This window comes from Candidatus Finniella inopinata (assembly GCF_004210305.1).
Lineage (GTDB): Bacteria > Pseudomonadota > Alphaproteobacteria > Paracaedibacterales > CAIULA01 > Finniella > Finniella inopinata_A.
In genome coordinates this window covers 137,172-158,651 of the sequence record NZ_SCFB01000001.1, presented here as the reverse complement: position 1 = coordinate 158,651, position 21,480 = coordinate 137,172, and the positions used below count along the sequence as shown (strand labels likewise).

At 43.0% G+C, this 21,480-nt stretch carries 17 protein-coding genes and 3 pseudogenes; 9 read left to right on the top strand and 11 right to left on the bottom strand.

Translation table 11 applies throughout. The features are described from left to right. Positions 1-59 precede the first annotated feature (59 nt). Positions 60-2,963: pseudogene (locus tag EQU50_RS00810) on the bottom strand (Tn3 family transposase); the annotation flags it as partial. Positions 2,964-3,203: 240 nt separating this feature from the next. Here EQU50_RS00810 and EQU50_RS00805 point away from each other — a divergent pair. Continuing rightward, the gene (locus tag EQU50_RS00805; protein WP_130153266.1) at positions 3,204-3,824 is read left to right on the top strand and encodes a recombinase family protein; all 621 of its coding nucleotides are present in this window, start codon (positions 3,204-3,206) and stop codon (positions 3,822-3,824) included. Between the two features lie 52 nt (positions 3,825-3,876). After that, positions 3,877-3,999, top strand: a pseudogene (locus EQU50_RS08610) (pirin-like C-terminal cupin domain-containing protein); the annotation flags it as partial. On the opposite strand, the gene EQU50_RS00795 reads toward EQU50_RS08610, so the two are convergent. The 9 genes from EQU50_RS00795 to tolQ form a co-directional block, all read right to left on the bottom strand. Further along, positions 3,996-5,201 carry an MFS transporter gene (locus tag EQU50_RS00795; protein WP_130153264.1) on the bottom strand — a complete coding sequence of 402 codons (1,206 nt, stop codon included), beginning with the start codon at positions 5,199-5,201 and terminating at the stop codon, positions 3,996-3,998. The pseudogene EQU50_RS08610 and the gene EQU50_RS00795 overlap by 4 nt on opposite strands. Before the next feature lie 113 nt (positions 5,202-5,314). Next, the gene (locus tag EQU50_RS00790; RefSeq protein WP_130153263.1) at positions 5,315-6,247 is read right to left on the bottom strand and encodes a glycosyltransferase family 2 protein; all 933 of its coding nucleotides are present in this window, start codon (positions 6,245-6,247) and stop codon (positions 5,315-5,317) included. Positions 6,248-6,253: 6 nt separating this feature from the next. Further along, a complete protein-coding gene (locus EQU50_RS00785; protein WP_130153262.1) occupies positions 6,254-7,897 on the bottom strand; it encodes a hypothetical protein in 1,644 nt (547 codons plus the stop codon). Positions 7,898-7,901: 4 nt separating this feature from the next. Then, on the bottom strand, positions 7,902-8,867 hold the full coding sequence (gene galE, locus EQU50_RS00780) for a UDP-glucose 4-epimerase GalE (protein WP_130153261.1): 966 nt from the start codon (positions 8,865-8,867) through the stop codon (positions 7,902-7,904). After that, positions 8,867-9,559 carry a class I SAM-dependent methyltransferase gene (locus tag EQU50_RS00775; protein ID WP_130153260.1) on the bottom strand — a complete coding sequence of 231 codons (693 nt, stop codon included), beginning with the start codon at positions 9,557-9,559 and terminating at the stop codon, positions 8,867-8,869. The genes galE and EQU50_RS00775 overlap by 1 nt, the downstream gene beginning before the upstream one ends. 9 nt (positions 9,560-9,568) lie before the next feature. Next, positions 9,569-10,897, bottom strand: a complete 1,329-nt coding sequence (gene tolB / locus EQU50_RS00770) for a Tol-Pal system beta propeller repeat protein TolB (protein WP_130153259.1) — start codon at positions 10,895-10,897, stop codon at positions 9,569-9,571. Between the two features lie 10 nt (positions 10,898-10,907). Then, complete coding sequence (locus EQU50_RS00765) at positions 10,908-11,855, bottom strand: energy transducer TonB (protein ID WP_130153258.1); 948 nt, start codon at positions 11,853-11,855, stop codon at positions 10,908-10,910. An 8-nt stretch (positions 11,856-11,863) separates the two neighbouring features. Further along, the gene (gene tolR / locus EQU50_RS00760; protein WP_130153257.1) at positions 11,864-12,397 is read right to left on the bottom strand and encodes a protein TolR; all 534 of its coding nucleotides are present in this window, start codon (positions 12,395-12,397) and stop codon (positions 11,864-11,866) included. Further along, positions 12,397-13,173 (bottom strand): protein TolQ, encoded by a 777-nt coding sequence (gene tolQ / locus EQU50_RS00755; protein WP_207216271.1) that lies wholly within the window; start codon positions 13,171-13,173, stop codon positions 12,397-12,399. The genes tolR and tolQ overlap by 1 nt, the downstream gene beginning before the upstream one ends. Before the next feature lie 207 nt (positions 13,174-13,380). On the opposite strand from tolQ, the gene EQU50_RS00750 reads away from it, so the two are divergent. The 7 genes and pseudogenes from EQU50_RS00750 to EQU50_RS00720 all read left to right on the top strand — a co-directional run bounded on the left by EQU50_RS00750 (position 13,381) and on the right by EQU50_RS00720 (position 20,809). Next, complete coding sequence (locus EQU50_RS00750; protein ID WP_130153256.1) at positions 13,381-14,202, top strand: efflux RND transporter periplasmic adaptor subunit; 822 nt, start codon at positions 13,381-13,383, stop codon at positions 14,200-14,202. After that, positions 14,199-15,918 (top strand): annotated as a pseudogene (locus EQU50_RS08555) (ATP-binding cassette domain-containing protein). The gene EQU50_RS00750 and the pseudogene EQU50_RS08555 overlap by 4 nt, the downstream one beginning before the upstream one ends. Next, positions 15,915-17,033 carry an ABC transporter permease gene (locus tag EQU50_RS00740; protein ID WP_130153255.1) on the top strand — a complete coding sequence of 373 codons (1,119 nt, stop codon included), beginning with the start codon at positions 15,915-15,917 and terminating at the stop codon, positions 17,031-17,033. The pseudogene EQU50_RS08555 and the gene EQU50_RS00740 overlap by 4 nt, the downstream one beginning before the upstream one ends. Beyond that, the gene (locus tag EQU50_RS00735; RefSeq protein ID WP_130153254.1) at positions 17,030-18,148 is read left to right on the top strand and encodes an ABC transporter permease; all 1,119 of its coding nucleotides are present in this window, start codon (positions 17,030-17,032) and stop codon (positions 18,146-18,148) included. Before EQU50_RS00740 ends, EQU50_RS00735 begins: the two co-directional genes overlap by 4 nt. A 151-nt stretch (positions 18,149-18,299) precedes the next feature. Beyond that, the gene (locus tag EQU50_RS00730; RefSeq protein ID WP_130153253.1) at positions 18,300-19,481 is read left to right on the top strand and encodes an MFS transporter; all 1,182 of its coding nucleotides are present in this window, start codon (positions 18,300-18,302) and stop codon (positions 19,479-19,481) included. A gap of 21 nt (positions 19,482-19,502) precedes the next feature. Continuing rightward, positions 19,503-20,111 (top strand): HAD family hydrolase, encoded by a 609-nt coding sequence (locus tag EQU50_RS00725; RefSeq protein WP_130153252.1) that lies wholly within the window; start codon positions 19,503-19,505, stop codon positions 20,109-20,111. After that, positions 20,108-20,809, top strand: coding sequence for a class II aldolase/adducin family protein (locus EQU50_RS00720; protein ID WP_130153251.1), 702 nt, complete (start codon positions 20,108-20,110; stop codon positions 20,807-20,809). Before EQU50_RS00725 ends, EQU50_RS00720 begins: the two co-directional genes overlap by 4 nt. On the opposite strand, the gene EQU50_RS00715 is transcribed toward EQU50_RS00720, so the two are convergent. Then, positions 20,802-21,455: a hypothetical protein gene (locus EQU50_RS00715; RefSeq protein WP_130153250.1), complete on the bottom strand. Its 654-nt coding sequence runs from the start codon at positions 21,453-21,455 to the stop codon at positions 20,802-20,804. The two genes, EQU50_RS00720 and EQU50_RS00715, sit on opposite strands and share 8 nt — an antisense overlap. Positions 21,456-21,480 lie beyond the last annotated feature (25 nt).

The following is a 21,480-nucleotide window of genomic DNA, read 5'->3' as shown; positions in this document are numbered from 1 at the left end:
GGCCTTCCAGCCTTTAACCCTCCATTTTTCCGACACGTATAGTATGAATTATTATAAATTTAGAACTCAATATCTTCAATAATTTTGTTGATATCAATTTTGTTTATAGTGCCGTAGAAAGTAAAATGACCCGTAAAATGAACGTGTTGCCAAGCAACGGATGATGACTTTTTGAGAAATTTTAAAGCCTTTTGGCCTGGATGCTTGTTCAAGTAACAGGAATGGAGGCACATATTATAGTAAATGATGGCCAAGGCGATTAGCCGACCGCATTGATTGCTGATCTCCATCTCAATATCCGTTTGTCCAAGCAGGGCTTTTCGACCTCCTGCTTTTGCAATGGCAGCGCGTAAGGTGTGATATGATTCGATGCGATTTTGTGACCGGTGCACATCAACTAAAATCTGAGGATTCAAAATGCATTTTAAGGTGTAGATGCTTTGTATCAGCTTGTTAAATTCAAACACAGCTTGGCGTGTTTTATTGGAGGACGGCAACGCACATAATTTTTTGATCAAGGTGCTTTGACTCATTTCTTTTAAAGCCAGTGTGGCCACGATTTGGTCGATGTTGTCTTTTTCATCTAGGATCAGCTGTTTATCAATTTGCCCTGTCGGTTGCACTATAAACTTTTTGTAACGTGAGACTTCTTTAGGCGCATAAATGTTTGTTAATTCAGCTTTCAGGTTTTTCAAACTGGGTCTAAAATCCGCGCCAAACCAATGCAAAATGGAAAAATTGGCTTTATTTCTGCTGTGCATGTCTCCTGTTAGGATAGTTGGAGTAAGGAGCGATGTGTTTTTGTACCAGATATCAAAAACAAAAGAGCTTTCATGCTCGTGGGCCCCAATCACTTCCGATTGGATAGGAATGTGGTTGGACAACAAGGTATAGGCGACAACGCCCCGCCCTTTGGCAAAATACTTTCGGGAATGGCGGGCTTTGGCTGTCGGCGTCATGGCTTCAAACTTCTGTCCATCGAGGGCTCCAAAAAGGGCTTGGAGATTATCAAATGTATAATGAGAAAAAATGTCGAGAGTAGAAGCTGCATTCACAAGTCTCATGTTGCTATTTCGAAGGGTTCCTAAACGCAGATATTGCTGATAATTGTCTTCAAGAATGGCGTAAGAAACGTCACTGGTTTGGGCCATTTTGTGGTTTCCTATGCCCAAACCCTGGGAAAGAATCACCGCAATAAGGTCGTCGATATTAAGATCTTTTTTGTTATAGCGCTGTTGTAAAGGGATAAAGTCTGACAAAAAACCTGTTCTTTCATGGGCGAACCGTAAGATATCGGCAATGTCCAAAACGGGGAGATTTTTGTAAAAAGTTTTCGTTTCGGTTGTGTTTTCTTCAGCAACAAATTTTGGCTTGACCCACAGCACTTTTTTCGTAACGGCGTTGTACTTTAGGTGTTTGATTTCGCCCTTTTTGAGTTTATTATCGAACTCAAGCAAAAGTGTCTGCAGCTCTTTAAAAAGTGAAGTCAATTGTTTCTTAACTGGGATTCTCATCCAAGGGATATCCAGGTCTTTTAGTATTTTCTTTTTATCTTTTAAAGACACCAGGTCATCAGCAAAAGGTCGGTGACGGATGCTGTCTTTAACGAAGAGGGCCCCCGTTTCCATCTGTTTGGAAAGTTGTTGGTAAACAAGCATTTCAAAACGGTTGGCCAACATAGTGGAGTTCTCCTTATCGTCAGTCGTCATCAGATACGGTTCGAGGCGTTTTGAAATCAACCCACGCGGAAAGGCACTAAAAGGCTGTTGGGCCAGGGATTGTTTCTTTGTGAAAACTTCCTTCATCCACTGCATCGCTTTCAACAAAGGATTGTCGGAAATAGAGCTTTCAAAATCAATTTTCATGAATAGGGGGCGAAGGTTATGAACATACTGAAGGGCCGCTTTATCCCTTTCCTTCCATTTGGGATCTTGCTTACGGTTTTGTTTTTTTACCAATTTTTCGCCAATGGTACGAATCGATTCCTTTGGCAAAATTTTAAAGGCTTTTTGATGGATGACGTCCTTGTTTACCCCATCATCAACATATAAAAGTATCAGTTGGCCAACCTGTTTATCATGGTTTCCTTGGTCTTGTGCTGCCTGGTTCTTTGCCTTTTCTTTTATTTCTTTTTCCAGTTTTTTGACGTTGAAATCCAGAGATTCTACCAGGTTGTCGTTGATTTGTTGGTGGCGTCTCAGGATATAGCACAAAAGGTAGAGGTAGGTTTGCTCAATATCAAACTGTTCTAATTCGTAGATCGTGTAGTGATGGATCAAACTGGCATAGTAGGTAATGTTTTGCTGGGAAATGTCCAGATGGGGCAGAATCGCTTGGGCTACAGCGTGCAAGGGTTTCAGGGTGTCATGTTTCTTGATTTCAAGACGCATCATAGAAAGTTTAAAGTTTTTGGCGTCTTGCTTGAGGGCAGCCAGTTCCGACAGGGTGTTTTCCTTTTTAATCAGTTGATTCAGGCTTTCTCTATGAGAGTCTGTAAGATGCTGCTGCAAACAAGATTTAAGGCGGATTCTCTCTTCCGTCAGCGTTTGACTTATAACTTTTTGAAGCGTCGAATATCCCGGCCGCACGATCTTTTGGGTCTGCAAAAAATCCAAAAGCTCGTAGGCAATAAAATGAGGGCTGATATCGCGTTTAACACTTATTTTGGCACGATTGTAAAGCTGGAGTGAAAACTCGTTGGACCAAAGTTTATACTCAAATAGTTGGCTGATGGCGTCTCGCTGGAAATAGTATTCGTATTTTGTAATCTGGAATGTTTTAAGGGATTGTTCTGTAAAATATCGTGACAAAATAAAGTCGAGATCCTCTTTTGGAATTTTGTGAAGGGAGAACCGAAAGAAAATTTTCTTGGCCTTGAAATAACCGATTTGGAGAGCACAGGCCACCTTGGCGTGCAGAGATGAGCATTTTGAAACCAGCTCCCACTCTTTGTCTTCGAAGGCAAAATAGGTTGAACGCTATTCATCGTTAAAGTCCGGAAAGCCATAAAAGGCAAATTCTTCTAACTCGGATAAAACGGAAAGTCTTTTGTCTATATATTCCATTAAAAGTCCTCTACTTTGGTTGTTTCATAACGGCCGTTAGAGGGCCTTCGTAATGGGCCATTAAAACACATTAAAAGAGGAATACAAATTGGATTGTTTTTTATCTAAAATGACGTTAACGCTTAACAGGTCTATTTTATGAGCAAAATCGTCGCTTATTTACGAGCTTCTACTGACAAACAGGACCTGAATCATCAAAAATTATCCCTACTTGAATTTGCCAGGAAAAAATCCTTGTCCATTGATGAGTTTGTTGAAATTACCATCTCTTCTCGTAAAACAAGTAAGCAACGACGCATCGACGAACTTTTGGAAAAGCTCAATGAAACAGATACCCTGATGGTGACGGAACTGAGCAGGCTGGGTCGAAGCACAACAGAAGTTATTTCATTGGTCAATGCGCTGCTTCACCAAAACATTCGGGTCATTATTCTGAAACAAAATTTAGATATCAGCCAACAGGACATGAATTCAAAAGTCACGTTGACGCTGTTCTCTTTGTTCTCAGAATTAGAAAGAGATTTGATCAGCCTAAGAACAAAAGATGCCCTAGCCTGTAAAAAAAGAGGCGGGCAGATTTTGGGGAAGCCAAAGGGGACCATTCAAAAAAGCAAGTTTGATAAGGACATAGAAAAAATCAAAGAACTTTTGGGATATGGACTCTCTATGAGGAAGATGGCAAAAGTACTTGGATATACTAATCATATTGCCCTAAACACTTATATAAACAAGAGAAGTCTAAAAATAAAAGAATTATAGTAGAGATCTATACGTGTCGGAAAAATGGAGGGTTAAAGGCTGGAAGGCCTTTATCGATTGGAATTTTGTTTCAAGTTCAAAAGAACGACTGGAGAAAGCAAAAATGGACTGGGCTAATGGCAACTTCCCCAGAGTACCAGGTGATGCTGTTGAGTTCATCCCCTTACCGAGTTAAGAAGTCGTTCGGGATCTTTTTTGATTTCTGATAACCCAAAACAAATAAAGGGCGGACAGGGTACTAAACAGCAACCCGCCCCCGAACGAAGCCACCGTGTTGCCATGATAATCGGCTAAAAAACCCGCAATATAGTTCCCAATTAGCACAGCAATGCCGCTGGTCAAATAATATAACGCAAACGCGGTTCCTCTTAGGTCCTTCAAGGTGTTTTCTGCCACCAGGGTGGCTATTAAGCCTTGAGTCATACCCATATGAAGGCCGGCAAATAACATGGCAAAGGCCATTCCCCAGGCACTATGCCAAGTTAGGATAAGAACGTTAACCCCTGCCAAAACGACAATCCCGAACAGCAATAATGTTTTTCTGTCGTACCTGTCGGCAAGTTTTCCAATCGGCAAAGCGACGCCGGCATTGATCAGGTCATACCCCACCATCAGCAAGGGCAGCATAGCCAACGACCACCCTAAATCCTTGGCGCGTAAGGTCAAAAAGGCTTCACTAAACCGAGCCAACATTAATAAAAAGGATACGCCCAACAGTTGCCAAAAAATCATCGGCATATCATAGGCCTGCCGCCATTGCCACTTTTTAGAAGGCGCCCCAGGGGCCGATAAAGCAGGCGCCTTCACAACAACCCATAGTACAATGAAGGCGATAGCCGCAGGGATCGTCGATAACCAAAAAACCAACCTGTAGTTGTCATTGGATAGACGCATTGTTAAGGCTGCAATACAGCCCCCTAAAACTGCGCCCAGGGCATAAAGGCTATAGCGCAGACCATAGCTTCTTCCCTGTTGATCACGGGGCGATAAATCCGCGATAAGCGCGTCCGTTGGTGCAGAACGAATACCCTTGCTCAATCGGTCAACAGACCGAGCCACAAAAACCCACGTAACGCTGCTAGCCAGGGCAAACAAAACTTTTACCAAGATGCTGAAAAACGTCCCCCACATAATAAGAGGCTTACGGCTTTTCCAATAATCACTTAGGATTCCAGAGCCAACTTTTGCAGCAAAAGCACAGAAGACAGCCATGCCTTCAATCAGGCCCAAGGCTGTCTTGCTGGCCCCCAATACATCACACAAAAAGGTTGGAAGCAGTGTAAAGACCATCATTGAAGCCGTGGTCCAGCAAAGGCTCATCCAAGCGATGCCCCATAAGCTGCGATTGTTAGCGGATGCATTATGATCTGTGGACAAAAAATCTTACTTTTATAACGCTGAATTTGGATTCACTCTAGGCTAAAATGGCAGCAGGCGCAATCGATCGAGAATTAGAAGGTTCGTTGTTCCGGCTTCCGCATTAAAAGGGCCTACAATCCATGTTTTGTTTCAACAATATACAAAGGGCGCCCTTTTATTTCCTGAAAAATCTTTCCGATATACACGCCCATTAACCCCAGCATCATCATGATAATACCATTAAAGAAGGTCAAAATGACGACAACTGATGTCCACCCAGGAATAAAGAAATCCGTAAACAATTTAGCTGTAATAATCCCCATGATCGCTAGCATCGATAAAACAGAAATCACTGATCCAACCAAAAAAGATAATCGCAAGGGCCAATCTGAAAAAGACGTAATCGCATTAACGGCCAATTTTAACATTTTTCTTAAAGGATACTTTGTTTCTCCAGCAAAACGCGCATGACGCTCGTACAGAACACACCCCTGCTTAAAACCCACCCAGCATGATAATCCGCGTAAAAAACGGTGCTGTTCTCTCAACTGGCGAAAGGCTTCAACAACTTTACGATCCATCAAGCGAAAATCCCCTGCGTTCCGTACAATTTTTGTCTCGGTGATTTTTTCAAGAAAACGATAAAAAAGGTTCGCTGTCGCTAGTTTGAACCAGGTTTCTCCTTGTCGGCTTTGGCGAACGGCGTGTACAACATCAAATCCAGCTTGCCATTGTTTAATTAAATCAAAAACAACTTCGGGGGGGTCTTGCAAATCAGCATCCATAATAATGACCGCTTCCCCATCAGCCTGATCAAGACCGGCCGTTACCGCATTTTGGTGACCAAAATTCCTGGAAAATTTCAAAACTTTAAAACGGCTATCTTTTTGAAATTGTTGTTGCAACAGTTCATAGCTGTTATCCGAACTGCCATCATCAACCGATATTATTTCTGCTGAACCATCCAACTTACCAAGGGTGTCCTCTAGACGTTCGAACAGCTTATGCAGAACTTTTTCTTCGTTAAAAATGGGAATCACAAAAGAATATTTGGCCTTATCCATAAATCCCTATTTCCTTTCTATCTCGGCAAACTGGCCCCACAACAAAGTATGAGTTTTCTTTATTTTATAGTGGCTGAGCAATATTTCTTTTAACTCATTAACTTGCTGCTTAGTCAAATTTTGAGACTGCAAGGCATCCATATAGTCAGGTTCAATCCAAGGTGTGGTTGCGATCACTCGTTTTCCCCGTTCCATAGCCGAATTTATTTCCTGCATAATTTGATCTGCCGCTTGTTTTACACAAATGCCCGGAGAAAATTGAAAGGGCGTATTAAGACAAGATACGTCCTCTAAATAAATTGTGAAATCTCCTTGGTAATCGAAAATCATTAACCAAGGTGACCATCCTTCATAAGCTAAATGAACAATTTTGGTCTTTTCTTTTGGGAAAAGCTCTCGAAACTCTTTGAATCCTTTGACGGCCTGGCTGTCAGCACCTTTAGATTGCTTAAAGGCCAGAACATTATCAAACCCCACTAAAACGACTAATATGGGTAGGGCTACTCTCAAGGCTACTTTCCATTTTTGGCCTAAAGACAAAAGAATCAAACTAACCGTCACGATAAACATTGGTTGAATTTGAAATTGAGGATCTTGAGGTTGACCATACATGTTCTGAAGCTGTCCAAAGATAAACACGCCTAGCCCCATGGAGGCTAAGATTTTATATTTTTCAAAGGTATCCTTCCTGAGGATATGAATAGAAACGCCTAAACAAAGAAATGTCAAAGCCCAGGAAAAAACTGTGCGAATGATGGTGTGGCCAGAGACACCCGAAAAAGTAGCCACATTCTGTCCCCCCACCAAAAAATTTCCAACGCCCAAGTATAAACTTTCAAACTTATGCCAACAAAATCCCACCCACGAACCGGGACCCGCTTTATTCGGGAAAAGAAGATCGAAAAAACGAAGTTTAGATTTAAAATGGCTCGCAACAAGAAAATTAGATGAAAGAACAAAAAGTCCGATCAGACCCGAAAATAGGAACAGTTGTTCAACAAAAAGCCTGATATATCCTTTCTCTTTAAAACAAAGCCACAACCCCACCAATCCATATGTACAAATTATGGGCGGGAATAAGGTCCAATGGAGAAACATCGCCCCTAGCACGCTGAATGTTGTTAATGTCAAATAAAGGCGTTTGGAATCAGTTATTATTGCCTGGTAGAAGAACAAGAAGCTAAGGCAAAAGAAAAAGTAGCCTGGCATGATATCTTCAGATGTAATGCTGTTGACCAAGATAAAGGCTGAGACGGCGTGCAACAACGCAATGCTGGTTGATAAAAGGCGATCGCGGGTTATCTGATAGGCAAAAATCAAAATGGAGGTACTAGCCAACGCCCCGAAAATGCTGTGTATCAAAGCCAGCTTTCGATAGCTGATGAAATTAGTTACCACCCCGTAAAAAGTAACCCATTGGTCGGGTATCAGCTTTGCTAACATACCCATACCGAATGCATACAGTAATCCCCCACTGTCAACAACGAAGCGGGTCCCTTTTTCCCACCCCAAAACGTCAACTGCCTTATACAAACCGTTACCAGTAGCAATGTTGGTGTTATCTAGATAAACAACCAAACTTAAATAGAAAGTAAGCAGGATAAGAAAAAAAATGGTACTTAAAAAGGCATTACATAAATTTTTAGCCATAAGCTTATTTTTCACTCCATTTCCAGGCATCATTTAAAATTTGTTCAATTGGCCGAGTGGGGTTCCACCCCAAAATCTCTTTCGCTTTATCATAGCTGCTGACCAATTCAGCTGGATCACCCTCGCGTCTATTACCATATTCAAACGGAACCCTAGCTCCAAACAATTTTTCCAAAAGCTGAATCATTTCTAAATTCGTCGTCCCATGGCCACTCCCTAAATTAAGAGACGCCGTCTCTCCCCCTTTTTGTAAGTATTCCAGGGCTTTCAAGTGAGCATCCGCCAGATCAAGAATATGAATGTAATCACGCAGGCATGTCCCATCGCGCGTTTCATAATCATTACCAAATACTTTCAAGAACGTCCCCTTCTGGGCTGCTTGAATCATTAAGGGGATGAGATGAGATTCAGGTTCATGGGCTTCGCCTAACCCTTCTTCAGGGGCAGCGCCGGCTGCGTTGAAATACCGCAAACTAATGGACCGAATCCCGTAAGCCTGGGCACAATCCTTTAGTATCTGTTCAATCATCAGTTTGCTATGGCCATAAGGGTTAATGGGATGACAAGGGTTCTTTTCATCAATAGGGGTATATTCCGGGTTACCATAAACGGCCGCTGAACTAGAGAAGATCATGTAAGGAACATGCCCTTCCCTCATAGCGTTCAACAGGTTAATCATGCCAGTCACATTATTTTGGTAATATTTCAAAGGATCTTTGACCGATTCCCCCACCTGAATAAATGACGCCAAATGCATCACTGCCAGGGGCTTATGCTCTTGGATGGCTTCGTAAATATCATGGGGGTTTAAAAGATCCCCTTTAACCAAGGGACCATACTTGACAGCCCATTCATGGCCCGTTGAAAAATTATCAAAGCAAACCGGATTCCAGCCTTGTTGTTTTAAGTAACAGCAAACATGACTACCAATATAGCCAGCGCCCCCGGTTACTAAAATTATACGGTCCATTAGCTACCTTTCTTTCTGCCGTGCGTGCAATATTGGGCCCCTAAGGGCAGCCAAGACAATAACTTATCGAGTTTTTGAAACAATGAATGCTTAAAGGGGGTGAAGAAAATAAAATCACTTTTACAGGTGATAAGATTGGTTTCATTCAATAAACATTCAACTTTTTTTGATCGCAATAAGACGGCATCTTTATCAAAGGGACATCGATTTACAGCCAAGCGTGTTAAGGGATTATAAGGGTTGTGTTCAAAGATAAATACCCGACCTTGTGGCTTTACGACGCGCACCATTTCATTAACAAAGTGCTGCCACTGCAAAGGAGAAACGTGATGCATAACGCAAATGGTCAAGGCCATGTCAAATGTATTGTCCTCAAAAGGCAGATTATATCCGTCGTAAGAAATATATTTATTATTAGGGTTATTAATTCGCGCTATTTTCAGGCTTTCTGCGGAGACATCAACACCAGTAATGTTGCTTTGATCGTTTCGCAAAAAGGCATGTATCTCGCCGGTTCCACAGCCAATATCTAGTATTTTATAATCTTGCTCATTCTCTAAAAACGCATTCAAAAAATTTGCTTTACCTTTCGTAAAGAAATCAACCGTTAACCCTGAAAAATTCACAGATTGGTTAACAAGGTTTTTATAGTCTTGGCTATAGGAATCAAATTCAGCTTTATGTTCAGTCATGTTTATTTCCTAATTCAACAACGGGGACCAGGTACAGTCAGCCGAATCCCGGCTGGTTTTAACAGTTCTTTGATGGTGGCCAGTCAAATCAACCATTCGAATCTGTCCCTTGTTCGATCGTCTTTCCTCTTGAGTGAAAATCAAATACCGTCCATTGGGGGCCCAATCAGGTGCTTCCACCAAATAGCCCTGGGCAATCAATCGCTCCTCAGTTCCATCCGGTTGCATCAACCCAATATAAAACTGTCCCCTCTGCTTGGTAAACACAATCAAGTCCCCCCGTGGTGACCAAACAGGTTGGGAATACTTTCCCTCACCAAAGCTGATGCGACGCACGTTACCGCCGTCACTGTCCATAACGTAAATTTGTTCACCACCTTCGCGATCCCGGTCAGAGGTAAACACAATATGCTTACCATCAGGTGAGGGACAAGGCGATGTGTCAATAGACCGGTGGGGCGTGAGTGGCGTCAATGTTTTCGTTGTTAAGTCAAAGCGATAGATGGCACTTTTGCCGCCCTTTACCAAACTCATAACCAGAGTTTTGGAATCAGGCATAAAACGCGGAGCAAACGTCATTTCACCAAACCCCTTTAGTAACTTATTCAAATCACCATAGGGCGAGGTTTTACCTGTTGCTGCGTCAGTAATATGAACCTGCGCGCTTTTACCGACGTACCTTAAATAGGCAATCAGTTTGCCATCGGGCGAATACCGTGGCATCAAAACCAAATCTTTTCCATCGGTTAATGTCTCAACATTTTCACCGTCCTGATCCATACGCATAAGGCGCTTTTTGATGTTTTTCCCTCTAAGACCCATGGTTTCCACATAGACCATTTGCGTATTGAAAAAACCCTTCTCATTCGTCACGCGACTGAAAATTTGGTCAGCCACAATGTGGGCAATTTTTCGCCAATTTAAGTGATTCCCTGTCAGGCTTAACGCCAACATTTGCTGTCCTGTGATGACATCGTAAAGGCGGAAATGAATAACAACCCCCTCACCACCCCCATCCTTTATGGTTCCACACACCAAAAACCGCGATTTAATCAATCGCCAATCGTCAAAACGCGGAAGTCCAACTGCCAACGATTCCTCTGTTTGAATAAAGGCATCTCTGGTAATGGCTTCAAACAAACCAGATCGCTCAAGATCTGCCTTAACAACGCCTGAGATATTTTCACCCAGCTTGCTTAAGGACGTGTCATCACTGTGAAAATTTGTAATGGCAATAGGGTCAGGACGAACCAATCCTTGCGTAATTTCAACTTTCAGGGCCTGAGTTGTATTCAAACACAACGCTGCAAAGCCCCACAAAACGACAATTTTAATCATTGAACGCACTTTAATACATATCCTTTGGGTTAAAGCTAAATTCTAAATTCTTCCATTGATCATATTTTCCAGGTGGCAAGGGTAATGGGCTGCACTGCGGGTCTAACGCGGCCCGTTTCGCACTTTCTGCCGCCGTTCGAAAGGCACTGTCACGAGCCATACGACTTTTATCAACAATGTCAGCTTTAATCACGGTGCCATCCTTGCTTAACTCCATTTTAATATCAACAGCCATGTCCTTGGCCCCCTTGATGCCAGCCGGAACCACCCAACATTTGCGCATATGTTGGCGCAATGCATCAATCTCTGATGCTGTGACCGTATCGCCAATCGTCTCCGCCGGCGCTCCATCGTCCCCTTGCGATTCATCACTGTCTTTATCGACATCTTTTAACAAATCATCAAGGGAAGCTTTCAGTTGTTTTTTTGCCTTAGGATCGGTCTTTTTATCCTTATCAGGCTTTGATACAACCTTATCTTTTTTCAAATTCACTTCAGCCTTATGGTTCTTTATCTCTTTTGGTTTTGGGTTTTCTGTTTTTTTAGAGTCTGATTTTTTAGGATCTGGCTTCTTTTCTTCTTTCTTTTTTGGGGGCTCTTTTTTCTTTACAGGAATACTTTCTGGCTTAACTGGCTCTTCCACCTTTTCTGGCTCCGGTGGTTTTTGTTCCTGAGGTTTTGGTTTTTCAGCCTCTTGAGGTTTTGAAACAGGTTCCGGTTCTGGCTTGGGTTCAGGTTTAACCTCTGGCTCAGGTTGAGGTTTTGGTTTAACGGGTTCAATTTTCTGTTGAGGCGACAATTTAGGGGCCGCTGATTTTTCGGCAATATTAACGAAATCAATCAAAAGCGGTTGCTGATCTTTTAATGTTTTCTGAAAAGGGTTACCAATCCCAATGCAAAAAAGCAGAACAACCGCTGCATGGAGGATTAAAGATGCAATGACAAAGTTTCTCATCATGCTCTAACTCATGCTTTGGGTGGAAGTTGAGACGGCCTTGATGCTGCCAGCGGTTTTGTTCCAACTGGCAATGGATTCTTTGTCATCTTATTCGTCGGGGCTGGCGTGGGCATTTCAGCAATCAAAGATACTTTCGAAAAACCGGCTGATGAAATGGAACCCATAATCTCCATAATCTGACCATAGGCTAATTTTTTATCGCCCCGAATATAAACTCTGGCATCAGGATTATTGCCTGTAATAGCTTGAAGGCGCGTGATCAAAACCTCCACCGGCATTTCCGTTTCTTGCAAGAAAATATGCCCTTGGGCATCCACAGAAACAACCAAGGGTTCAACCTGGTCATTCATTTGGGCAGCCTGGGTTTTTGGCAGATCAACAGGTACCCCCACCGTCATCATCGGCGCTGTGACCATAAAAATCACAACCAGAACCAACATCACATCCACAAGGGGGGTGATGTTGATGTCCGTGTTGGGGCGAAACGTTCGGCGGCGTTTGGGGCCAGAACGGCGAGGTGTGTGGGAGGATGAACCGGCCATTAAACTGCTTCTTCCAATTGACGGGATATAATAGCACCGAACTCGCTGGCAAATGCATCCAGGCGATTTTCATAACGATTCACATCACTTGATAATTTGTTATAGGCAATGGCTGCAGGTATGGCTGCAATCAATCCAATAGCTGTCGCGAAAAGCGCTTCGGCCATGCTGGGGGCCACAACGGCCAGACTGGCGCTTTGTTGTCCAACGATGTTGCCAAAGCTGTTCATGATACCCAAGACCGTTCCAAACAAACCGATGATCACCGCATTGGACCCCAAAGACGCCAAAAACCCCATATGGCGTTCCAGTTGCTGAATCTCACGATTCAATGTGACTTGCATAACCCGGTCGATACGTTGTTCCACCGTTCCGCGTATTTCTGTTGTGCGCGTCATTCCCTTGGCAATGGATCGGCGCCATTCACGCATGGCCGCACAAAAAATAGCAGACAGCGGATCAAGCATGCGATTATGTATTCGATCAAACAAATCATCAAGGGCTCCCCCTGACCAAAATGCCTTCTCAAAAGAGTCGGCCGCTTTGTTCAATCGCTGCAAGCTGTAAACTTTATTGAAAATAATCGTCCATGACCAGACAGAGGCCACGATCAACCCAAACATCACCAATTTGATGATGGGCTCTGCCCCCCAAAACAAATCCCACATGCTAAGGCTGTGCAGGACCGGCGCTGCAGGATCAGCCAACGATTGGGCTAGATTTTGACCGACGGCAACTGTTTTAGCAGCGGCATTTTGTAATGTTGATTGATCCATGAAATGAAATACCCTTTTATAGAATAGTCTTATGATTTAACGCTGAAATAAAGCTATGTAAGCTTTTACCAAAAGCGACCCCTCTTTTACAACAAATTGTTTGGATGCACCCCATTCAAAAAATCAATAAATAGTGTGTTAAGCTTAAATGTGGGGAGTTTCAAAACCTTTCAACATACACCATGCCCCTAACGGAGAACCCGCTTTATGGAAAAGAAATTTGTTATTTTTCTGTTGTTTGCCGGAATAGTAGGCGGAGGTTATAGTTTCAATCAACATCGAAAAGCCCACGATGATCAAGGTTTCTTAACCCTTTATGGCAATGTGGACATCCGCGATGTTTTGCTGGGGTTTCGAGTCGCCGGCCTTGTCAAAACCTTGCATTTTGAGGAAGGGGATCAAGTCGAAAAGGGGGTGGTTTTAGCAACCCTTGACAAGGAACCTTATGAAAAGGCCTTGGCAGCACGTCAGGCAGAACTGGCCGAAGCCCAAGCTTTGCATGAGAATGCTGTGAAAATTTACGAAAGAACCAAAACCCTTGTTAAAAAAGTAACCGCCTCTGAAAGCGATTTTGATACGGCCATTGCAAATCGCGATGCAACCAAGGCAAAGTTAGAGACGGCAAAGGCGCAATTGGAACAGGCACAAATAAGCCTTAATGACACGGAAATGCATTCCCCCGATAAGGGGACTATCCTAACGCGGGTCCGAGAACCTGGATCGGTCGTGTCCGAAGGAACAACCGTTTACACGTTGGCACTGGACAACCCTGTTTGGGTGCGCATCTATATTGATGAGCCGAATCTTGGAACAATTCATCCCGGCCAAAAGGCCGTCGTGTTGACCGACTCTGGTCAGGAATATCAGGCGAAAATTGGCTTCATTTCGCCACAGGCTGAATTCACCCCAAAAAATGTAGAAACGACCCAATTAAGAACCAGTCTAGTCTATCGTTTACGCGTGGTGGTTGATAACCCCAACAACGGCCTTCGCCAGGGAATGCCTGTCACCGTGAAAATCAAAAAATGACGATACCTATAGGGATCATTGATGGCGTGACAAAACGTTTTAAAGGGTCGGACAAGCATGCCCTTGATTGCGTGTCGGCCCGAATTATCCCTGGAAAAATGACAGGATTGGTCGGCCCCGATGGCGCCGGGAAAACAACATTCATGCGCCTGTTGGTTGGCTTGCTTCACCCTGATGAAGGAACAATCACCATCAACGGACTTGACACCAAAACCCAAGCCGCAGAAATTCATGAAATTTCTGGGTATATGCCGCAAAAGTTTGGCCTGTATGAAGACTTAACCGTCATAGAAAATCTAAATCTTTACGCTGATTTACGCCTTATCACCGACGAAGAGCGTCAGCAAAAATTCAAACGCCTTTTGGATTTCACAGATCTTCAACAATTTCAGTCTCGCCTGGCCGGCCAATTATCAGGTGGCATGAAACAAAAGTTGGGCCTTGCCTGTTCGTTAATCGGTGACCCAAAAATTCTGCTGTTAGACGAACCAAGCGTTGGTGTTGACCCCATTTCCAGACGCGAACTTTGGAAGATGGTAAAAGAACTGTTGTCTGATGGAATGGCTATTGTATGGTCAACATCTTATCTGGATGAGGCTGAAAAGTGCGACAGCGTTATTTTGCTGAATGAAGGGAAAAAACTATACGATGGTCCGCCATCTGACTTTCTTAAAAACGTTGAGGGCCTAACCTGGCAAATAAGAGGCATAGAGGAAAATGACCGTCGCCGTGTTTTGACCAACGTGTTGAAGCACGATGGCGTGCTGGATGGCGTCATTCAAGGTCGTCATATCAGAATTGTTGAGAAAACGGCTAAAAGCAAACCCACCCTTGATAAGGGCGAATGGCATCAAGTTCTGCCGTGGTTTGAAGATGCGTTTATTTATGCGCTGGGTGGTGGGCCTGATGGCCATTCCAAAGTGGCAGAAGGGATTACGTCCAAGCCTTTCGATGGCAAGCCTGTCATTGATGCGCAAAACCTTACAAAAATGTTCGGTAATTTTACAGCTGTAAAAGATAATACCTTTCAAATCAAGCGGGGGGAGATTTTCGGGCTGTTGGGGCCCAACGGTGCGGGGAAGTCCACGACCTTCAAGATGATGTGTGGACTGCTTCAACCAACGCAAGGGGTGGCCTTATGTTACAGGCCTTGATTTGAAAACAGCCTCCTCCCAGGCACGCGCGCGTATTGGATACATGGCCCAAAAATTTTCCCTGTATAACAACCTTAACATTTTGCAAAACCTGCGTTTTTTCTCTGGCCTTTACGGCCTTTCGGGCACACACCAGAATCAGCAAATCGACTTGATGGTTGAAATTTTCGATTTCAGAAACCATTTGAAAATGAACGTGGGCGCCCTGCCCCTTGGTTATAAACAAAGATTGGCGCTAGCCTGTGCTGTCATGCATCAGCCAGATGTTTTGTTTTTGGACGAACCCACGTCTGGAGTTGACCCAATAACGAGCCGGGAATTTTGGATACACATCAATGCCATGGTTGAAAAAGGTGTGACCGTGATGGTGACAACCCATTTTATGGACGAGGCAGAATATTGTGATCGGATTGGTTTGATTTATCGTGGAGAAAACATCGCAACAGGAACGCCTGATGATTTAAAAATGTCGGTCATGTCAGAAGAGATGCCAAACCCAACCCTTGAAGATGCTTTTATCGCCCTTGTCAAAAACACCGACATGAAACGAGAATCTGCATGAGAAGACTAAAAGCCCTTATGAAAAAAGAGGCGCTGCAGATCATTCGTGACCCCAGCACAATCTTGATCGCCTTAGTCTTGCCCCTTATTCTTTTGTTCATATTTGGATACGGCGTAAATCTTGACAGCAATCGCGTTAAAATTGGCCTAGTATTAGAGGACACGACGCCCGACATCGTATCCCTTGCCAAGGCTTTCACCAATTCACCTTTCTTGGAGGTAAAAACAGCCAAAGACCGCCATGACTTTGAAGAAGATTTGGTAACAGGTCGTTTGCGTGGCATGGTCGTTATCCCTCAAAATTTTACGGCCAAAAAATTGCAACAATCTGAGAGCGCCCCTTTGCAAGTCATTTCGGATGGGTCTGAGCCAAACATCGCCTCTTTTGTGCATAACTATGCGCGGGAGGTTGTGCAGATTTGGTTGACGCATCAGATGGAGGATCGGGGTGTTGAAATCTCTAATTCCGCCATCTCGTTAGAGCCACGATTTTGGTATAACGCTGAACTTAAAAGTCGTAATTTTCTTGTGCCGGGTTCTATCGCCATCATCATGTCCCTGATTGGCACACTTTTAACAGCCCTTGTGGTTGCCAGAGAATGGGAGCGGGGAACCATGGAAGCCCTGTTAGCAACACCTGTCACAGTTACAGAAATCTTATTGGGTAAACTTATTCCGTATTTTTTGCTGGGCCTTTGCTCCATGATCCTATGTTGGATAATCGCAACGGCATGGTATGAGGTTCCCTTCAGGGGCTCTTTTCTCGCCCTTGTCTTGGTTACCTCCATTTTCCTACTTTCTGCTTTGGGACAAGGGCTTTTAATCTCCTCCATCGCAAAGGATCAATTCATCGCTTCCCAAATGGCCCTAATGTCGGCCTTCTTGCCGACCTTTATGTTGTCTGGATTTATTTATGAAATCTCAAGTATGCCAAAGTTGATAGAAGGCCTGACCTACCTATTTGCGGCCAGGTATTTTGTCACCAGCCTGCAAACATTATTTTTGGCCGGCAATATATGGCCCTTATTACTCAGTTGCATGGCGTATATGTCAATAACCGGTTGCGTATTCTTTATTCTAACGGCCAGAAAAACTGTGAAAAGATTAGACGCATGACCCTATTTTGGCAACGTATCAAAACGCTGATTGTGAAAGAGCTTTTAAGCCTTTTTAGGGATCCCAAGGGGCGTCTTGTCCTTATTGCCCCGCCATTGATGCAACTTTTCATTTTTGCCTTTGCCGCTACATTAGAGGTGAAAAATGTATCCGTAATTATTTACAACCAAGATGCTGGACGCCATGGTTACGAGCTTGTCCAAAGAATCACAGGGTCGCCCACCTTCACACATATAAAATTCGCCAAAACGATTGCTGAATTTGAACCCTATATTGACCAGCAAAAAACTATAGCAGGCATTCATATACCACAAGATTTTTCAAAAACCATTGAATCCGGTCGTCAGGCAAAATTGCAAATTATCATGGATGGAAGACGATCCAACAGCGCCCAGATTGTCAGTGGATATCTAACTCAAGTGACTGCTGGCTATGGCCAAGAAATACAGTCCCATCAGTTCAACAAGCCTCCCAAGGGGGCGATCGTTGATCGAAGCTGGTTTAACGAGAATCTTTTGTATCTGTGGTTTACAGTCCCGTCTTTGGTTGGCATTTTATCGATGCTAATTGCCTTAACGGTAACCGCCTTATCTGTTGCCCGTGAAAGAGAACTTGGGACTTTCGATCAGATGTTGGTATCGCCCCTTATGCCCTATGAAATCCTTTTGGGGAAAATGATGCCAGCGGTGATCATTGGATTGGCGGAAGGCGTTTTTATGTGGGCTATGGCGATATTGGTTTTTCATATTCCATTTACAGGGTCCTTCTTATTGCTGCTTTTTGCCTTATTTATTTTTGTGATGTCTGTGGTTGGGGTGGGGCTATTTATTTCTGCGTTGTCAAAAACACAACAGCAGGCGATTTTGGGAACTTTCATTTTTATGGTACCAGCCATAACGTTATCAGGTTATGCAGCCCCCATTGAAAACATGCCCTCATGGTTACAAACAGCAACCTGCCTTAATCCTTTGAAATACATTCTTGTGACGATTAGAGGGCTTTTCTTTAAAAACATGTCTTTCGTGGAAGTCTGGGCAAATACGTGGCCGGTTTTGATTATAGGATCCATTACGTTGTCCCTAGCGGGTTGGTTTTTTTCAAAAAGGCTTGGATGACCGACTAAAAACTTTAATTTTTCCCCTTTGAATAAAATATATTATTGACATCATTCAAGATAGGGTGCTCATCTTACGAAAAGTCTATGGGAAGGTTTTTTCTGGATTTTCTTGCTAAGCTTGTGTGGTCTTCGCAGTAAAGTTCGCAGCTATGTGTTTTTTTACTATTTTCATTATGTATGCATTGTGCGGCGCAGAGATTGATTTGTTTGTGCCCAGTTTCCCTGAACTACAGCAGGTTTTTCACCTTTCACCTTTCATGGTTGAATTAACACTGGGCGTGAATTTGGTTGCCCATTGTCTAACATCGCTTGTGGTGGGAAGTTTGGGGGATCGGTTTGGTCGCAAAGCCATTATCCTTATTGGTCTAAGTATTTTTACAATCGGCAGTTTGTGTTGCGTTTATGCGCCGGCTTATTGGATATTACTTTTGGGAAGGTTGCTGCAAGGTATTGGCATCTCTGGCCCTGCTGTTTTATCATACGTCATCATTGCAGACATCTACTCTGTTGATAAACAACAGCAGCTTATGGGCTTTTTAAATGGTGTTATTGCGTTTGCTATGGCTTTTGCCCCCGTCATTGGAAGCTATGTCAGTCTTTCTTTTCATTGGCAAGGGAACTTTGTTGTTTTGTTGATCATGGGATTAATCAGTTTAATCATGGGGATTCTATTTTTGCCAGCATCGAAAAATAATAAATCTAATTCCTTTTCGATGAGGGAATATCAAGTTGTTCTTCGATCTTCCAAAGCCCTTTATTACATTTCAACGGTTTGCTTTTTGCTCATTCCTTATTGGTTTTTTGTGGGTATTTCCCCCATTCTTTATATGGAAGATTTAGGAGTCAGCCTGGAAATGTTCGGATTTTACCAAGGATCGATGGCCATGTGCTTCTCAGTCTTTAGTATTTCCAGTTCTTATTTTATTAAAAAGTTTGGCCAACGAAATTGTTTGTTTTTCGGATTGTTTATGGTAGTCATTTTTATGCTGGCAACTTTTGCTCTGCTTGTGGGGAAGATTAATGATGCCTTGGCTATTACATTGGCTATGCAGTTGTTGGCAATTGGGGTCATCTTTCCTATCAATATTCTCTACCCCCTTTGTCTGGACGCTGTCCCTGACGCAAAAGGAAAAATCTCTGCATTGGTTACGTCGGGTCGTTTAGTTTTGACGGCAATTAATTTACAGATAGCAGGCTATATCTATAACGGGACTTTTATGCCCATAGGAACCATTATGATCTTGGCATTAATCTTGGGTTTATGGTTTTGTTATCAAGTTTTCCAAAAGGAAAAGGGTAGTCCCTACCCTGTCTTTGCCTCCGCGTCTTAAAACTGAAAAGGAGATTACCGAATGAAGAACATCGTATTTGATATCGGGAATGTTTTGGTAAAGTGGTCACCCATGGATATCATAAAAAGCGTTTTTCCAGATCAATCAGACCCTAAAGATTTGGTAGAAAAATTTTTTAAGGCACCTGTTTTCTATGACTTGAATTTGGGCACCGTTACTGAAAAAGATGCCATCAAAATTTACAGTCGGGATCTTAATCTACCGTTGCATATTGTGGAAAACGTCCTGGCAGAAGCTAAAAACTCTTTAACACCTGTTGAGGGTGGTTTTGAATTATTGGAAGACGCTTATCATGCCGGCATTCCCCTTTATTGCATAACCGATAATGTCCACGAGTTTGTGCAGCATTTGAAAGAAAGATATACGTTTTTTAATAAATTTAAGGGGGTTATTATTTCTGCCGAGGTGGGAATTTTAAAACCCTCTGAGAAGATTTACCGTTGCCTTATTGACCAATATGACTTAAATCCGCGCGAGACGGTTTTCATTGATGACCTGGCACAAAACACCGAAGGGGCAAAAAAAGTTGGTATGCAGTCTATTCAGTTCATTGATGCAAAAGACTGCCGTCAAAAGCTTATCGAATTGGGGTTTACACAGCTTTCATGAACTCAATCAAACAAAACCTCGCCATTGCTTATCGGGTTCTTGCCCATTTGGGATTAGATGATCACACATATACCCATCTTTCCGCCAGATCAGAAGATGGCGATTCTTACTATATTTACCCCTTTGGGCTAAGGTTCGAAGAAGTAACGCCTGAACTTCTTCTTAGGGTTTCTTTTGATGGGGTCATACTAGAAGGGACAGATCATACTTACAACCCCACCGGATACTTAACCCATGGTTCGTTGTATAAGAAAAGGCCTGACATTAATGCCATTTTTCATGTCCATACCCCCGCCATTGTGGCTGTGTCAGCTTTGGAAGAAGGTTTACTACCCCTTAGCCAATGGGCCCTGCACTTCTATGGTCGAATGGCTTATCACTCTTACGATTCACTGTTGCTGGATCAGGAACAAGGGGCAAGACTTACTCAGGACCTGGGCAACAATTATGTCATGTTAATGCGTCATCATGGTGCTTTAATCTCGGGACGTACTATTCAAGAAACCATGTTTTATACTTATCACCTTTATCAGGCCTGTCAAACGCAGTGCATGTTGTTGAGTATGCAAAGATCCCTGATCTTTCTAGACGAAGCAACCTGTTTACAAGCGTCCAAAGATCTTTTATCTTTTGAAAAGGACTTAGGCAGTCGTGATTGGGAAGCCTGGGAAAGGCTTGTGTCTTTAAATTTTATTTAATATCAAACATTCTATATTCCTTCTCTCGCTCATGCACTGCAGCATGGGCGTAACTTTCAAATTTCTTGAAAGCGGCTGATGTTACAGTCATAAGCAGAATAGCCAAATTTAACTTATTTTTTACATCTATGTCATTAACACCATAAGCAATACCAGCTAGGCCGCACGTTCCAACACTTGTCAAAAAAGCCGCTGTTTGAAACCACTTTTGCCCAAAAAAGCAGCAAACTGTTGAACATTCAACATATTTTTTCGCAAGGGTACTTTTTGACAAAACAGGATGAGCCTTTGGCCTGTAATCCTCGCGCTCAGCATACCGCAAATCTGAATTTGAACGGCTTTCGTTTATCCCTAAACTGATACTTCTACTAAGCGTATCCTTTATGGCTGTCGCTGGCAAGCCAGAGTCGGCTAGTTCCTCTTCTGTTTCAGTCGCCTTGTCGTGAGTTTTCGGCATACCATCTTCTGTCCCCAGATCAATTGCCAACGCACCATCATTAATTCCAATTCCTAAATTAAATCCACCTACGTGAACCTGAACCTCTGCCGCATTACGGTCAACTACAGATTCTTCATAACCGCTATCGTCATTGGCTGCAAAGACTTGTGAAGACAACAAACATATAAAAATCAATGAATAAGTCATTTAAAAACCTATTTTTAATACAATT

What these genes read in the sequence shown, in the direction of transcription:
- EQU50_RS00805 (WP_130153266.1), top strand. Translation starts at nt 3,204, where the DNA reads ATGAGCAAAATCGTCGCTTATTTACGAGCTTCTACTGACAAACAGGAC.
- EQU50_RS00790 (WP_130153263.1), bottom strand. Translation starts at nt 6,247, where the DNA reads ATGGATAAGGCCAAATATTCTTTTGTGATTCCCATTTTTAACGAAGAA.
- EQU50_RS00785 (WP_130153262.1), bottom strand. Translation starts at nt 7,897, where the DNA reads ATGGCTAAAAATTTATGTAATGCCTTTTTAAGTACCATTTTTTTTCTT.
- galE (WP_130153261.1), bottom strand. Translation starts at nt 8,867, where the DNA reads ATGGACCGTATAATTTTAGTAACCGGGGGCGCTGGCTATATTGGTAGT.
- EQU50_RS00775 (WP_130153260.1), bottom strand. Translation starts at nt 9,559, where the DNA reads ATGACTGAACATAAAGCTGAATTTGATTCCTATAGCCAAGACTATAAA.
- tolB (WP_130153259.1), bottom strand. Translation starts at nt 10,897, where the DNA reads ATGATTAAAATTGTCGTTTTGTGGGGCTTTGCAGCGTTGTGTTTGAAT.
- EQU50_RS00765 (WP_130153258.1), bottom strand. Translation starts at nt 11,855, where the DNA reads ATGATGAGAAACTTTGTCATTGCATCTTTAATCCTCCATGCAGCGGTT.
- tolR (WP_130153257.1), bottom strand. Translation starts at nt 12,397, where the DNA reads ATGGCCGGTTCATCCTCCCACACACCTCGCCGTTCTGGCCCCAAACGC.
- tolQ (WP_207216271.1), bottom strand. Translation starts at nt 13,173, where the DNA reads ATGGATCAATCAACATTACAAAATGCCGCTGCTAAAACAGTTGCCGTC.
- EQU50_RS00750 (WP_130153256.1), top strand. Translation starts at nt 13,381, where the DNA reads ATGGAAAAGAAATTTGTTATTTTTCTGTTGTTTGCCGGAATAGTAGGC.
- EQU50_RS00740 (WP_130153255.1), top strand. Translation starts at nt 15,915, where the DNA reads ATGAGAAGACTAAAAGCCCTTATGAAAAAAGAGGCGCTGCAGATCATT.
- EQU50_RS00735 (WP_130153254.1), top strand. Translation starts at nt 17,030, where the DNA reads ATGACCCTATTTTGGCAACGTATCAAAACGCTGATTGTGAAAGAGCTT.
- EQU50_RS00730 (WP_130153253.1), top strand. Translation starts at nt 18,300, where the DNA reads ATGTGTTTTTTTACTATTTTCATTATGTATGCATTGTGCGGCGCAGAG.
- EQU50_RS00725 (WP_130153252.1), top strand. Translation starts at nt 19,503, where the DNA reads ATGAAGAACATCGTATTTGATATCGGGAATGTTTTGGTAAAGTGGTCA.
- EQU50_RS00720 (WP_130153251.1), top strand. Translation starts at nt 20,108, where the DNA reads ATGAACTCAATCAAACAAAACCTCGCCATTGCTTATCGGGTTCTTGCC.
- EQU50_RS00715 (WP_130153250.1), bottom strand. Translation starts at nt 21,455, where the DNA reads ATGACTTATTCATTGATTTTTATATGTTTGTTGTCTTCACAAGTCTTT.